The organism is Phycisphaerales bacterium (genome assembly GCA_029268515.1).
In the GTDB taxonomy this organism is placed as follows: Bacteria; Planctomycetota; Phycisphaerae; order Phycisphaerales; family SM1A02; genus JAQWNP01.
Window position 1 is genome coordinate 69,761 of record JAQWNP010000001.1, and the last position, 14,968, is coordinate 84,728.

Below are 14,968 nucleotides of genomic sequence, written 5' to 3' on the forward strand. Positions count from 1 at the left end.
CATGACTGCCAGCATCGTAATCAATGGCCTGATTCTTCTTGAGATTGTGATTGATCTGACAACTATTCTGTACATTCTTGGCCGGCGTAATGCTCGGCACAATACCACTCTGACATGGATTCTTGTGATTATTATCGTTCCCTTCGTGGGCGGCCCAATCATTTACTTCCTTTTTGGAGAGCCATGGCTCACACGCAGAAGAACTCAGAAACAAGCAGAAATACTCAAAGAGCTACACGAATCACCTTTACAGTCAGTAAGCCTTATTAGAGCAAGCCATGCTGATCTTTCCCCTCGTTTTGAATCGCTCTCACATCTTGCAGAAGCCGTTTCTGGCTATGAGCCACAAGCTGGCAATAAGATGCGACTTATTAATGATACAGAAGAGCTTGTCAATTCAATCGTACAAGACATAAGTCAGGCCCAACACCATGTACATATTCTGACCTACATTTTTCTGAATGATGAGAGTGGCAATACTGTTGCAAATGCACTCATCACAGCTGCACAGCGAGGCATTACCTGCCGTCTTCTTGTTGATTCATTAGGTAGTCGTCAATTTTTACAGTCAGACCTACCACAACGATTGCGAGATGCAGGCGTTCACGTTGCTGAAGCATTGCCGACCAATATTTTTCGAGCAGTCGCAGGCCGATTTGATCTGCGCAACCACCGAAAAATAACCGTCATCGACGGACAAATTGCTTATACCGGTAGTCATAATTTAGCCAGCGCTTCGTTTGCCATTAAGCCAAAGTTTGCTCCATGGGTTGATGCAACCGCAAGAATCATGGGACCAGTGGCTAGAGATCTCCAAAAAGTATTTATTGAAGACTGGTTTCTGGATACTGATGAGTCTCTACTGGAAATGCTTGAGATTCATCCAACAGTACACCCATCCTCAAATGTGATCGCACAGATATTAGGCACCGGCCCTAATTCACTTAATGACGCTATCTCCCAGCTCATTATTACGCTGATGCACTTAGCCACAGATGAACTTGTACTCACAACGCCTTACTTTGTTCCAGATCAAGCTGTGATTGCAGCACTGTGCACAGCAGCCCGTCGTGGCGTCAATACCATCCTTGTTGTACCGAAGCGAAATGATTCTCGTCTGGTAAGCGCTGCCAGCCGCAGCTATTACTCAAGCCTTCTTGAGTCAGGCATCCAAATTCGTGAATACACCAAAGGACTACTGCATGCTAAAACAATTTCCGTCGACAAACAGCTGGCACTCGTGACTTCCGCTAATCTTGATCGAAGGAGCTTTGAATTGAATCTCGAGATAAGCATGCTTGTCTATGACACAGACTTTGCAAGCGAACTAAGATTCTTGCAGCAGTCTTATATCGATAGCAGCAACTTAATCAACGCCAGAGATTGGGAAAACCGAGCGTGGTGGAGGCGCCTAGCAGAAAATACTGCTGGCACCGTCAGCCCTCTTTTGTAGACTCGGTGCCAATGGCGGCGGCTGCCTCTAAGTCAATACGCAATTCATTTGACATGAGATAGAGCACGCGCCCTGCCCGTTCATGATATTCATCAAATGCCATTACCGTGACGTAATACGATTTACCCCGCTGTAACTTAAGAGTGACTTCTGGATCGTCAACCGTAACCTTTGCAACCTCATGCGGCGGCAAACTGTACAGAGATTCATACATCTCAGGTCGCCAACCTAAATCACTACTCCAATAATTACTCGCTTCTATAGAACCTGCGAACGAATCGTAATTCCATTGCCGCGCGTTTTGACTGACAAAAACTCGGTATCCAAGAAGATCATTATCTTTATCTCTTACATCTTTCCATACGATTGTCACCTCAGAGAAATCATCATCTATGTTGGCAATAACAACATCCTCAAATGTAGCGATGCCTGGCTGGAATCGAGGCTCATTCTGATTGCCCACCCAATCAGATGCCTCAAAAGTAGTATTTTGCCAGCCGTAGTGCTTGTCGCTTGGACTGACATAGCCCTGCTTTTGCAAGTAACCTCGTTTTAAATCATTCCGTTCCCTGGCATATCGCCAAGAACGCGCATAAGTACCACCTATTGGCAGTCTTCCTAACCCACGCAGCTCAAATTTATGCGGCAGCGCATCAATCCACTCTGGATGTTCCAACACCTCAACAAAAGATGGGATTCGCTGATCCGGTGTCATTGGCGAAAGCCCATTGCCTCCCAGCGAGTCACCATCGATAAGATGCCATCCATCTTCGTACCAAATCTCTGCGATAATATGACCACTAAGAGAGACGATCCGAGCCTGATAGCCTGCAGCCTCAAAGAGGTCTACTGCCAGCCCTGCAACCTGACCGCAGTGCATGACATTCCCTTCCAACAAGACCAGTGGATCTGAGACTTTTTTCCCAGTTGCATACTCAAGCTTAATACCCGGCTGATGAACACTCACTTTGTGCAGAAACTCCAGAATCAATAAATGTCTCTGGGTGTCAGTTTCTGCACCTTCCGTCACTTGATCAAAAATTACTTTTAAGACTTGGGGACGATCGACCTGCCGCAATCTTTCTTCCAGATCTTCGATATAAGCATAATTGGAATAGTGCTTGTCATCAATTGGATCTGGAAACTGATCTGGATGATAACGTTCGGATGTATAGCTCGTACCGAGATCTTCAAACCTCGATAGATCGAGGCTATCAATATATTTCTCTGTAGCTGCTCTACTTAAGCTATTTTCAGGGCCATATTGCCTCAACCATACGACCAACACAATACAAGAACTCAGTACAACGATAACCGCAATTGAGGTAGACCATGATTGCCAGCAACTATTACATATCCTCATATAAAACAGATATCCTTGACTACGATCCAAACTTTTCGACATGGTGATCTTTGATCTAATATCGGCAAGACTGGTTGATTTACCAAGCTCTTGACCCACAGACCATCGCTAGTAACTATATAGCTAACTCAACCTTTGGCCACGGATCACTTATGGATATCATCCTACCCCTTTACAACTCGGAAGTTCTAGCGAGCAAGGTTGTAAGCACTGTTTTTTCGTATTTAGATGAGCACGAAAACGATCGTGCTTTTTTTGTTGATGATGGCTCAAGCGATAAAACAGCAGAAATTGTTGAAAACTTGATTCGAGATGACTGTCGAGTGAGCCTGATTGTTCAGCCCTATAATCAAGGTAAAGGTGCGGCGATCCACCGAGGTGCTATCGCTTGCACGAGTGAGCACATCTGTTTTGTAGATGGCGATTTAGCTTACAGCCTTGATCACCTTGACGAGCTTCGTAAAAGCCTTCAAACATTCGATGTTGTTATTGGGTCCCGCTATCTCACGAAGAACGCTCAAAAAAATATTACGCCGATACGCCGCATTATGGGCGCTACGTTTAACCTCTATGTAAGGACAATGCTTAGATTGCCTTTCCGAGACACACAAGCGGGCCTCAAGGGATTTCAGCGAGCTGTAGCACAAGACTTGTTTACAAAACAACGGCTTCAACGATTCGCGTTCGATGCGGAGCTTTTGTATCTCGCCAGGTCTAAGGGATATAGCATTACTGAGATTTTAGCGACTGTTTCAGACGAACACTCTTACAATAACTCATCCGTCCAATTACTCAAAGATCCAATAAAAATGTTTTGGTCTGTTCTACGTATACGCTTCAACAAACTAGTAGGTCGGTATGGATCCGCTCATATTACTAAGCTTTGATATTGAAGAGTTTGATGCGCCGTTTGAATTCCAGCACCCGATCTCAGAAGAAGATCAGATTGCTGTTTCGACTGAGGGCCACTGCCGAATACTTTCTTTACTTGAACGACACAACATTCCTGCCACCTTTTTTACCACTGCTTTTTTTGCTCTCCAGGAATCAACACTGATTGCATCCACTGCTGAACAGCATGAGATTGCTTCCCACGCCTACAACCACAGCGAGTTTGAAGACACCGATCTCGTACAGTCACGGCGCGTTCTACAGCGAATTTCTAACCAACCAATTAATGGCTACCGCAGCCCACGCATGGGCCCAGTTGACCAAGAGCTACTAACACACGCAGGCTATCTATATAACTCATCAGATAACCCTATTTGGCTTCCTGGCCGGTACAACAATTTTACCTCGCCACGAACGGCGAACTTTAATGGTGACCTACTAAATATTCCTGCCTCGGCATCACCTATCCTTCGCATTCCTTTATTCTGGCTTGCATTCCGACACCTTCCAATGTGGCTTATCCGGATGACCGCAAAACGAGTTTTACAGCATGATGGCTATGTGGTTCTTTACTTCCATCCTTGGGAATTTGTAGAACTAAAAAACTGGGGGCTCCCCTGGCTAATGCATCATGGAAGCGGCGACAAGCTTCTCAACAAACTTGATCATTTTGTGAGCTGGATAGGAAAACATGGACGCTTTGGAACTTTTACTGAGTTAGACCGCCGAATGCGATCTCAGGACCGAACATGACATCCAGGATTTGTCAGAGATATTGTTGTATTCTGTCGTGAACAATGACTTCTCCTAATATCGCACGCAATCCCGAAAATAAACCACTGCCATTCACGCATCAGCGTGATGTCTATGCCGCCTGGCTCCTTTGGCTCGGTTTTTTTGTGGGCATATGTATAAAACAAATTGCGAGTGATCATCAACGCACTGTGACCGCCGCTTTTCATTATGGGTCTGCTAAATGGATTGAAGGTGGTGACATTTATACAGAAGGCTTGCATGGCTTTCTCTATCTACCACATGCAGCACTCGTGTATACACCATTTCACGTACTACCAAATACGCCAAGCGAACTACTTTGGCGGCTCTTTTGTATTGGACTGTTTGCCATAGGCCTCCGACAAATAGCAATCACTGCCGGCAAGACCGCCAAAGTGCAGATGTTTCCAATTATGACTTTTCTTACAATCCCAATTGCCCTAGCAGCAATGGGCAATGGCCAAATGACACTACCAATGACAGGCGCCATGATGATTGGCATCAGTGTCCTGGCAGAATCGAAGCACTGGTGGGCTGTTTTCTGGCTCTGCCTGGCAGTGGCCCTCAAACCACTCGCGATCGTGCTTCTGCTATTGGCATGGGCACTTCGGCCAGCACTTTGGTGGCGTATGCCAATCGGCATTTTGATTCTGTTGGCGATCCCCTGGCTCTTCCAGAGCCCGACTTATGTTCTTGAGGCCTATCAAGGATTTGTCGACAAAGCCATGACCGCCGGAAGTCCCGAGGGGACGATGGCTTTTAGTGATCTCTTTGGCATGTTTCGAGCATGGGGATATGAAGCGACGACCAGTCTGGGGCTCGGCATACGATTCCTGTTTGCAATTTTAACCCTTGCCTTCGCTTACTACATTTTTCGTACCTATGGCTCGCTCTATGGAATTGTCATGCTCTTTGTGCTTTCCGTGACCTATCTCATGCTCTTTAACCCTCGCACCGAAAATAACACCTACGCAGCCTTTGCTCCGGCAATCGCAATGGTTGGAGCCTGGGCATTCTTAGTTGGCAGACGATCAGCTCTGGGCTTCCTTGTCATTATTATGGTCTTTCTGATGGCGCTGAATTATGAGATAACCAAACATATAACACCAGGCCGTGAAGTTTGGATGATCCCATTACTCACAACGATTTTTGCCATTTATCTCTTGTGGGCACTACTTGTAGGGCCAGCACCTTGGCAAGAGCGGCGCCCAGTCACTTCGATGAGCTCGGGTCAGTAGAGATCTTCCCATCATTAAAAAACGGAAGGGTGCTTTTGGCACCCTTCCGCTGATGAACCCGCTCTCTCCAATAGCGATTCTTATTGACCCTGAGTCTCTGGTACCCAAGGTGGAATCTCACCCTGCTTCTTGAGTTCTCTTGCTTTTTGAGTCCTTGCATCAATCCAGTCATTGACGCCTTTGTCCGTCTTGCCTTCTTGGGAAGACACGCCAGGGTCGGTGATCGTGTTGTAGTGCCAGCCACCCGGCCAGTAACCACGTTCTCCACCCCAACCGTAGCCACCACCGTAGCCACCGTAGCCACCACCACCAAGTGAGCTACCAGGTGACTGGCCAATCCCACCAAGGGCGGGCGCCCCGTAATAGTCACCGTAGTTGTAAGGTGAATAATCGTCGATAAACAGTGAGGCGAAGCCAAATTCATGGCTCTTGTTGATGCTTTGCGTCATCATGTACGGATCCGAGACCAATGTTGCAGTGTATTGAACCGACTTATCGTCTTTGCCTGCAACCGGATCGGCAAGCTCGAAGACCATGGTCTTCAGTGGCTCAGATGCGACAGCGAGAGCTGCATTGGGTGGATCAGTCTCAAAGCTATCTTTCCCCTGATTCCAGATGCCTAAGAACTGACTTATGGACATCGTTCCAGCATGACGTTCTGGTCGATCTGTGAAAAAGGTGACATGAGGATTGGGCTTCGAAAGCTCAAGGGTGAAGGTACCCTTCTTGCCTTCTACTGGTGTCAGGGACCCCGCTTCGGTTGATTGAACAAACAATACGGACGACTTATTACTATTGCAGCCAGCAAATGCAAGTGTCGTCACTCCAATACAAGTCAGCGTTAGTACGTTGCGGAAGTTCATCAGGTATCTCCAAAAGTATTTGGGCTACAGACCAAAACAATCTGCCCCATGACAAGCCTCCAGATACTCCTCGGAGGCGGGTTCAAAGTCGCCGGATCAGTAATAACCGACCGACTGACAAGAGTTCGATTGTAACAGGCACACGCCCTTGGGTTTGAGCCTGAAACGCTTAGTTAGAGAAAGCAGTGAGGGTTGAGCCAGGCCTTTCAGCCCGTTTTTATCCCCACTCAAGATATGACTGATGATGTTACGAAAAAGGAACTGCTGAAGTTCGCTAACTACAAAAATCACCGAATAGAGCCTCAAAAGACAGTCTTTTTGTGTCCATCCACTGCCATAAGGCTCACGAAGCGGGTCCACAAACCTCACAGATCACACTGTTTTTTCGGGCCTCTACACAGCATGGGTGAGTACATTCACCCCCCTGAGCAATCGCCTCATTACAACAAGCAGGCAACTCCTGAGAAGCACGCCCCCCCGCTTCCTGGTTCGTTTCGCTTGGTTCATCTTTAGATTCAACAAAGAGAGATGAGCCAGTGACAACTTCCAGATCTGGACGCAAGCTGCCTAGCTCAATAGCACCTTGCTCTGATATCGATGATTCCCATACAAATAGACGTCGCAATGCAGACATCGCTGCCAATGTGGGAATACTTCGATCAGAGACATTCGTGTCATAGATGTTTAACCAGTTTAGATCTTTGAGAACAGCAAGATAACTCATTGCACCATCCCCAATTTTCGTGCCATCAAGGCGCAATCGCTGAAGATTTATCAGCAGCGGAATTACATTTAGATCCTCATCAGTAATTGCTGTACGCCCGAAACTCAACCATACAACATGCTCACCGAGAACCCCAATATCTGAGATCACCTCTTGATCAACAACTACTGTTCCAACACTCGCGTTCACATCTAAACTTGTTGTTTTCTCTGAAATAGGGACCACACGAATTCCCTTACCTTGAAGGCGATTGAGCGCCGCTCTCTGCTCAGTAGATAATGGCGCCGTAATCACATCTGAATCAACAGCAGAGGATTTGATGACTTCTACACTCGGCGTTTCATCAGCGACAAGAACTGGCCCACCATCCCCAGCAATTGGAGCCCCATCATTAATCCACGAGCGTAAAATATCTATCTGCTCTCCTGATAGCGGTTCTCCTGACGCAGGCATAAAGTCAACGTCATCATGTGGCAAAGTCACACGCTGAATCAGTCCGCTTGCTGATGCATCACCCGGAACAATCGTTGTTGTTGGCGGCTGCTGAGAAAGCAAGCTACGCATTTGATCGAGCCGAAGGCTACCCCTCTGTTTTTTGGAGCCGTGACATAAGTAGCAATGAGTCTCCAAAATTGGGACGACCTCGTCCTGATAGACAACCACATTTGTCTTTTCTGAAGAGCCCTGTGCAACAACACGTGCGCCGCCAAGAAAATCAGATGGTGAAATAGGCTCTAAACCTTTATCACCTACCGCTATCCGATCAGCACTGGACTTTTGATTGAACGCAGATAATAAGTAGCCATTTCCATAGACCAACTCACCACCCAAGTATCCTGCAACCATAACCAACAACGCCGCTAGCAGAAGTGTTGCGCGTGAACAGGCCAACAACCAATAACGTGGCCGCGCCATGTCTATCAGAGTCACAATGAGCGTGATCGTTATGACAGAAGCCATTGCTATTCCAATCCAACGATGAAACAGCAACACACGCTCCGCTGTGCCAGACCGTGCATCTCCAATTGCATTGAGCCATCCCGCCCATGCGGCAAAGACACTAAAAAATGTTGCAACAATGACGCAGACGATGGTCATTGAATAGCGGCGGTGTCCACAGCGGAAGACACCACAAATCTCTGCCCCAGCAGCAACGATGACAAGTGCAATCGGGAAGTGAACCACCACCGGATGTAGATTTCCAAAGAACTCAAGGATAGCCGGAACACCTGCTATCTCTTCACCAGTAGTCGCAATGATGCTCGCCATAAGAATCCCAGCAATCTGGCCTGACTCGTACCCCGAAAAATACAACGCCACTGCTTTGAAAAATCTGCCACATGAATGGTCATTGCGACCATCAATGAACAATATACAACAGCATCTCGCCCGACAAAGAGATTATAGGACACACCGCACGATTCACTTATTGATTTTAGCCGCTCTAATGGGATGGCAATCTAGGCTATCTGTAACAGTCAGCCTGCACAATGCTGCGAGCCACCATCCTTCACAACCTCTAAGGCATAGCAACAGACCATTCTCCAAGCTTTTTTCAGACCATCAAATCTATCTCGTTTAAGGGCCTGCCCAAGAGTGACGATGATCCTAACTCGCAAATCATAAAGTTTGGCGGCGGCATCTTTCTACCAACATCTCTTCCTTCACAGAACACGAAGAGACTCCAAACTGATCTAAATGGGGATGAGATCTTTGAACCGGCGACTTCACTTTAGACCTCGAAGCTTATGCTTGCTTTCCTTCTTAGTGATTAGCTTTTGTTGCATATCAGCAGCACAAACAGCACGTACAACTCTCACGCCACAGATCGTGGAATACCGCTTTAAAGATTTTAGTTGTCTCTTGGATAAGAATAGCGAGCTGTTGAAGCAACAGATCCAGTTGCTTGCTCAGCAGTTAAATCAGGCAGCTCATAAGTATCAACATAGAGTCATTGCATTACGACTTCGAAATCTTCCATTAGATTTTAACGAACTGCAATCGGTCAATCGAACCATCGTACGCAGTGCTTGCAATCATGATCAAACGCCTACAGTCATTTATGAAATGGCCGTCAGTCATTTTATCGCTCAAGCCTTACAAGCAGCAGGCCCAAGTCTTCGCGATCGCTTTGGCGTCATTGGACTCCCTTTCGAGGCATATGGACGATCTTCGTCAGCCGCTCACTTCTCAAATCTGAATTACAAAGAAACGCTCTCTCAAATCGACACTTTACTTCCTGCCCGCTCTTTTATTCTCTCAGACACGACTGCAACACTCGCCACTATCCAGACAGGTGTTCCAATATCTCTTGCAGATACGAAGTCCCGTAAAGTGCTAGTACGGGTCAATGATTTGTGGATTCTGGTCGAACCCTACTTGCCTCCACCACCCGTTTCAGTGTCATCAAGCCAAGAAACTGGCACTTCCTCAAATGGCATTACATGGACGGTTTACAACGGCCCACCACCTGCTCCTAATCCCACACCAATACCAGAACGCGCGCCCCAGACGATCGATGCCTCGCCGGAACCATCGGTAGCCGCTGCAACGGTTCCTGATTTTGAGTTTTCCCTTACAGATCCAAACAAAGTGCCGCCTGACACCGCACCAGTCAATGCTACCATTTATGATGAAACAGGTTTATGGAATGACTCGGCAACTGAAAATGATCTTCCGTTAGATGACATTGGCCTGGAAGAAGCAGAACTTTCCGCCCACTCTCTAGAAGACTTTAAAAGCGCCTGGATCAGCAACGATCTTGCCTACGATCTAAATAGTGACGGTTTGATTAATAACACTGATCTGCAAATACTGACCGACACTATTAGTCAACCAGTATCAACCACACATAAACGACTTCTACATTTTCAGACAGTTGGTTTTTCCAGTCTCTCCGAGTTTGGGTTTGTCTCGAGAAGCACCTGTACACCAGAAGCTGGTTGGAATGCACATATTGCTAGTAGACTTCAGCCACTTGTTGATTATTTAGGCAATGATGCATTTGACTGGTGGGGACACAATACTGGTGGCGTATGGGAACAACGCCCTTTTAAACTGACGGATAGAAGCTCGCCAACCATCATGCTCTATGAACAACTCTTTATAGCGCGATACAGATATCCCGAATTGGTTAACTATCAGCCTCTCCAAACATTTGCCGCTAATCATGGCATCAATCTCTATGGTTACATAGGCTATCCATTGTGCGACTCTGAGAACAATAATCTGGGGCAGGCACTAGGTTTTGAGGCTCAACCACAACATGGAGATACCAGCCAATTCCTGAACTGGTATCGCGAATTCGTGGAATTTGGTTTTTCAGGCGTGGGACATGATGCGACAGGATTATTAAGCCATGACTCCGCGTGGCTCAGTCAAATCAAACCAATCTTGCAAGATCTCAATATGGAAGTTTTTATAGAAGCCAATCCCAAACGACATGATGGCGCTCATCTTCTCGGATTAAGTGTTGTTGCAGAACATCGCGTCTGGAAGGCGCGAGAAGAACTTCTCAATGGAGATGGAGAGATCTCTTTTTATACGGAAGAAGAGATACGTGAAGCGGGCGGACGAGCCATTTACTTGGTTACTTGGCCTGAAGGCGGTGGGCAAGGTGAAATTGCCACCGCCCCAGGATTCAATATTTTTGAATGGCGATTCAAGACCGCCAAGAAACTACTTCGAAATGGTCACACTGTTGCGGTACATCTTCATAGTCTCATGACGAATGGATACGACATCAAAAAACTCGTAGAACTTTCGCGCGACACAGCACATGTCGCTCATTCCAACAACTAATCAATACAGCTCATTAATGACTATGACCTTCGTGGCCATGACCCTCGTGGCTATGATCCTCGTGACTGTCATTCTGATTATTCATTTCAGTATGCTGAAGTGCAGGATAGACGGTGGTGTAATACGGCGCCATTGCTTCCACTGATCCAAGTAACTGCACAGCGTATTTCGTGTCTACGTTTTGCTTACACTTCATCGCTGCGACCAGGACGGCGTGATTTGTGGTCAATTTCTTGATGTACGCATCGTAACCTTCTTGTCCAGGATCTACAGCTTGCACACGTTGAGTTAAGAAGTAATTAGAAATTGTATCCTGAATATTCTGCGCAGCATCTTCTTTGACATTGACCCATCTTGTGATCTGATTGAGTGCTTGTGGGCTTACTTTTTTATGGTCGTGTTCTGCCGTAAGCATGACAATTTGCTCCATTGCCTTATTAATTGTCACAGCATCTTCACGCAACATTTGAATGCGCGAGGGATCATCATAAATGCCACATGGCATCTCGCAGTGAGCAAACGCTGATCGAGTTAAACTTGCCGCAATAAGTACAAAAACTGTGACAACAAAAATTCCGACATAACATGAGGTCCGAGACATAATAATGCTCCTTCTTAGGGTATTGGAATTAGAGATGATAGCTACCAATCCAATGCTGTCGCATCCGGGCTCAAGATAGTCAACAAATAGCTGTAACAGAGCACGAGGTGTGCTCAATGTTTAAAGAGGCTAGCTACACTTTCTAGAAGGTCGCTTGTTCCAAATGGTTTACAAAGCGACCGCACCGGACCATCTGGCAAAGTGAGTGTTTGATCTGTGGAATTTACGTAACCAGATATAGCCACAACCTTAAGGTGAGGCCGTAGCTTTCGAGCTTTAGTAATAAGCTCTTTACCACTCATCCCAGGCATGGTGAGATCAGAAATAAGCACGGATATTTCAGGATTGTCTCCGAGACACGCCATCGCTTCATACCCATCAGCAGCTTCATAAATATCATGCCCCGCACCCTCAAGCACCGCGTGCATGAGCGCCCGAATAGCGCTCTCGTCATCGACCACCAATATGCTTCTCGTTTTCGCTGGCTGTAATTCTTCTGGATCAAGATCATCTACGGATTCAACTTCAACACTTGTTTCTATTATCTGTGGAATCCATACATCAACTCGTGTCCCCTGCCCAAGAGAACTTTGGAACTCAATACCACCACCCGATCGTCGGACCATACCGAAAACAGATGACAACCCTAAACCAGTTCCTTTTGAAAAATGCTTGGTTGTGAAAAATGGCTCAAATACCTGGCTCACTGTCTCCTCATCCATACCACAGCCAGAGTCAACAACCGATATTTTCACGTAAGGTCCTGGCAATGCATCGAACCAATGAATTGACCAATGCGACTCCCTATCCTCCAGCTCAACAAGCGTAGCGCTGACAGAGATCACGCCGCCATCTGGCATTGCATCGCGAGCATTGTTTACCAGATTTAACACAACAGACTCAAGCGAACCAGCTCCAATTTTCATGCCACCCAGATTCGGATCCACATTGACCTCTAAGTCAATACCTGAACCAAAGATCCGATGGAGCATCGAAAGCACTTCTTCGAGAACATCGCTCGCATCTGATACAAATGACTCGCCGCGTTCTTGGTGACTGAGAACCCGAAGTTGCTCCGTTAGAGAAGCTGATCTACGAACAGACTCGCGAATAGCCGTCAGCCTTTCAGCAAGATCTTTATTTCCTGAATACTGATGTAGCAAGAGCTCACAATGTCCTAAGATCACTGTGAGCGAATTATTAAAATCATGAGCGATACCACCAGCTAATCGGCCTAAGGCGTTCATCCGTTCCGCTTGTCGCAACTGCAATTCGACATTGTGATGCTCAGTGACATCCATTACATAACCCTGGACCTGTGATAATTCCCCATTCTCCGCACAGATACCAACCAGATTTTGCAGTCCAAATAACAATGTTCCATCAACTCGCTGAACTTGGATCTCCTGATGATAGAGTCGTCCGTGTTCTTTAAGCGATTCGATAACTTTCTCTCGCCCCCGCGATGAACCCCAAAGCTGTAGCCCACCTCGCTGCTTTGCATCTTCTAAAGATGCAAGTCCATACATGCGAATAAATGCTGGATTACAGTCGATAATCTCTCCCTCAGGCGTAGAGATAAAATTGCCAGTAATGTCATTACTAAATAATTGTCGATATTGCCTTTCCGCACCCCGTAACGCGTCAATCATCTCGGCGAGATGGTCAACTGCATCATTCAAGACCACAAGCTCTATAGCCGGCTCCCCCTTAAACTTGGGTGGAACCTTATCGTGTTCAATTGCCGAAACTCTTTTTGCAATCAATTGCATTGGTTGAACAACAATGCGACGCACCACTAAGAGGAGTATGAGTGATACAACCAATACACCTAACGCGCTAATCACACCAGCTCGCCAGGCATAACCAGCAATCTGATCCATCGCCTGATCCATATTCCAGGAAATCTGAATTGATCCAAAGGTCTCGCCCATATAGACGACACTCTCTGAATAAACTAATGCTGACTGCTCCATCGGCACATCTAAAGCACGTGATTCTGCTAACAACCTGCCTGATTCATTCTCAATAATAATTTGATGAATACTGGCCTGTGACTCAAGTACTTCCTTTGCAACTGTCTGCAGCACCGGCACATCTTCTGACACAATTGCACCTGCGGCTGCTGCCGCCACTGCCGCAACGGTTGATGCAGAGCTTCTCTGAAGCTGCTTTTGAAGCGTCGATAACTCCAACTCTTTTACAACGGTACCAAGCAACAAGCCAAGCACAACTGCTGTGACAATAGTCACCAGTAACATCTGCAAGGCAATTGGCCGTCCACGCATATCTAATAAACTCAACAGATTTTAGTAAGCACCAGAATTAGATATTCTACTATTTCTGAAAGAACTCGCCGCTACGATTAATAGCTTGTCGAATAGAGTCATAATCTTCATCACTACCAGCCTCAAAACCTGACTTTTTCAGCGCCTTAAGTGCCGCTTCATCATCCATTTCTAGAAGTGCCTGACGAAGCGACGCCTTAATCACAGGATCCAAGTCAGCTTTAGCAACCCAAGGTTTAGTTACATTCGGAAAACGTGCTAGCTCACGAAGCGGGGAACCAGAGTCCACCATCTTCTGAAAGGTACTCTCTTTGAGCGCCCCCGCGTCATATTCCTTCCTTGCAACCGCATCTCCGACCCGGTCATGGCGATGAAGATATTCATAGGAAGATAGATCCGAGGCAGTAATACCACAGTCCAACAAAAATTCTTGAGAGAGATAACGACCAATTGTTGACTTGTCATCGCCAAACGCAAACGAATGACCGACGATGTCCTGGCATGTCTCAAGGCTGCTGTCACTGTGGGTACAGATGACTCCATAAAAAATACGCCCACCGTTATTCTGCTCCACTCCCAGCAACGAAACCTCAGGCCTTTCATCTTTCACGATTATGTAAGAAGCCGGACCAAATCTTGAAAAATCAACAATGCCATCAACAACAGCGCCCATTCCATCTTCATATGTAGAGAACACTTGGGTACTGATTGTCACTGGTCTCTGCAGCGATTCGGACATGGACTTTTGAATAGCGTCAAGAATAGGTCGGAATTGCTCTACCATTGCTTTGGGTTGATCAGACGTATAAATGCCGAACTGCAACGAGATGGGTTCAATGCCATTATTTTCTGCAATCAATTCAGAAGCCCGCGGGCGTTCCTTAACCTCCTTACCATTCCCTTCACCAGCACTTGAAGACGCTCCACCACATGATACCAGCATCCCCATGATTACGAAAAGCATGGCTCCTA

At 46.6% G+C, this 14,968-nt stretch carries 11 protein-coding genes; 5 read left to right on the forward strand and 6 right to left on the reverse strand.

Annotated elements, in window-relative coordinates:
- Position 1: 1 nt before the first annotated feature.
- Complete coding sequence (gene cls, locus P8J86_00255; protein MDG2053116.1) at positions 2-1,453, forward strand: cardiolipin synthase; 1,452 nt, start codon at positions 2-4, stop codon at positions 1,451-1,453.
- Here cls and P8J86_00260 read toward each other — a convergent pair.
- Positions 1,437-2,816, reverse strand: a complete 1,380-nt coding sequence (locus tag P8J86_00260; GenBank protein MDG2053117.1) for a hypothetical protein — start codon at positions 2,814-2,816, stop codon at positions 1,437-1,439. The genes cls and P8J86_00260 overlap by 17 nt on opposite strands.
- Before the next feature lie 152 nt (positions 2,817-2,968).
- On the opposite strand from P8J86_00260, the gene P8J86_00265 reads away from it, so the two are divergent.
- From P8J86_00265 to P8J86_00275, 3 genes are read left to right on the forward strand one after another with little or no spacing between them, the layout of a single operon-like run.
- Positions 2,969-3,703 carry a glycosyltransferase gene (locus P8J86_00265; GenBank protein MDG2053118.1) on the forward strand — a complete coding sequence of 245 codons (735 nt, stop codon included), beginning with the start codon at positions 2,969-2,971 and terminating at the stop codon, positions 3,701-3,703.
- Positions 3,675-4,460: a polysaccharide deacetylase family protein gene (locus P8J86_00270; protein ID MDG2053119.1), complete on the forward strand. Its 786-nt coding sequence runs from the start codon at positions 3,675-3,677 to the stop codon at positions 4,458-4,460. The genes P8J86_00265 and P8J86_00270 overlap by 29 nt, the downstream gene beginning before the upstream one ends.
- Before the next feature lie 44 nt (positions 4,461-4,504).
- Positions 4,505-5,719, forward strand: a complete 1,215-nt coding sequence (locus tag P8J86_00275; protein ID MDG2053120.1) for a glycosyltransferase family 87 protein — start codon at positions 4,505-4,507, stop codon at positions 5,717-5,719.
- 80 nt (positions 5,720-5,799) lie between these two features.
- On the opposite strand, the gene P8J86_00280 is transcribed toward P8J86_00275, so the two are convergent.
- Both P8J86_00280 and P8J86_00285 read right to left on the reverse strand, forming a co-directional pair.
- Positions 5,800-6,582 (reverse strand): hypothetical protein, encoded by a 783-nt coding sequence (locus P8J86_00280; GenBank protein MDG2053121.1) that lies wholly within the window; start codon positions 6,580-6,582, stop codon positions 5,800-5,802.
- A gap of 343 nt (positions 6,583-6,925) precedes the next feature.
- A complete protein-coding gene (locus P8J86_00285) occupies positions 6,926-8,575 on the reverse strand; it encodes a hypothetical protein (GenBank protein ID MDG2053122.1) in 1,650 nt (549 codons plus the stop codon).
- A gap of 615 nt (positions 8,576-9,190) precedes the next feature.
- Between P8J86_00285 and P8J86_00290 the strand changes: the two genes are divergently transcribed.
- Entirely contained in the window at positions 9,191-11,107 is a 1,917-nt protein-coding gene (locus P8J86_00290; protein MDG2053123.1) for a hypothetical protein, read from the forward strand.
- Between the two features lie 13 nt (positions 11,108-11,120).
- Here the strand turns inward: P8J86_00290 and P8J86_00295 are convergent, their stop codons facing one another.
- From P8J86_00295 to P8J86_00305, 3 genes are all read right to left on the reverse strand, one after another.
- Positions 11,121-11,708 carry a superoxide dismutase [Ni] gene (locus P8J86_00295; GenBank protein MDG2053124.1) on the reverse strand — a complete coding sequence of 196 codons (588 nt, stop codon included), beginning with the start codon at positions 11,706-11,708 and terminating at the stop codon, positions 11,121-11,123.
- 113 nt (positions 11,709-11,821) lie between these two features.
- A complete protein-coding gene (locus P8J86_00300; GenBank protein MDG2053125.1) occupies positions 11,822-13,996 on the reverse strand; it encodes a response regulator in 2,175 nt (724 codons plus the stop codon).
- 49 nt (positions 13,997-14,045) lie between these two features.
- On the reverse strand, positions 14,046-14,960 hold the full coding sequence (locus P8J86_00305; protein ID MDG2053126.1) for a PhnD/SsuA/transferrin family substrate-binding protein: 915 nt from the start codon (positions 14,958-14,960) through the stop codon (positions 14,046-14,048).
- Positions 14,961-14,968: the final 8 nt, after the last annotated feature.

Excerpts from the sequence above, each read along its gene's own strand:
- P8J86_00260 (MDG2053117.1), bottom strand. The coding sequence starts at position 2,816 with ATGAGGATATGTAATAGTTGCTGGCAATCATGGTCTACCTCAATTGCG.
- P8J86_00305 (MDG2053126.1), bottom strand. The coding sequence starts at position 14,960 with ATGCTTTTCGTAATCATGGGGATGCTGGTATCATGTGGTGGAGCGTCT.
- P8J86_00275 (MDG2053120.1), top strand. The coding sequence starts at position 4,505 with ATGACTTCTCCTAATATCGCACGCAATCCCGAAAATAAACCACTGCCA.
- P8J86_00265 (MDG2053118.1), top strand. The coding sequence starts at position 2,969 with ATGGATATCATCCTACCCCTTTACAACTCGGAAGTTCTAGCGAGCAAG.
- cls (MDG2053116.1), top strand. The coding sequence starts at position 2 with ATGACTGCCAGCATCGTAATCAATGGCCTGATTCTTCTTGAGATTGTG.
- P8J86_00270 (MDG2053119.1), top strand. The coding sequence starts at position 3,675 with ATGGATCCGCTCATATTACTAAGCTTTGATATTGAAGAGTTTGATGCG.
- P8J86_00295 (MDG2053124.1), bottom strand. The coding sequence starts at position 11,708 with ATGTCTCGGACCTCATGTTATGTCGGAATTTTTGTTGTCACAGTTTTT.
- P8J86_00300 (MDG2053125.1), bottom strand. The coding sequence starts at position 13,996 with ATGCGTGGACGGCCAATTGCCTTGCAGATGTTACTGGTGACTATTGTC.
- P8J86_00285 (MDG2053122.1), bottom strand. The coding sequence starts at position 8,575 with ATGGCGAGCATCATTGCGACTACTGGTGAAGAGATAGCAGGTGTTCCG.
- P8J86_00280 (MDG2053121.1), bottom strand. The coding sequence starts at position 6,582 with ATGAACTTCCGCAACGTACTAACGCTGACTTGTATTGGAGTGACGACA.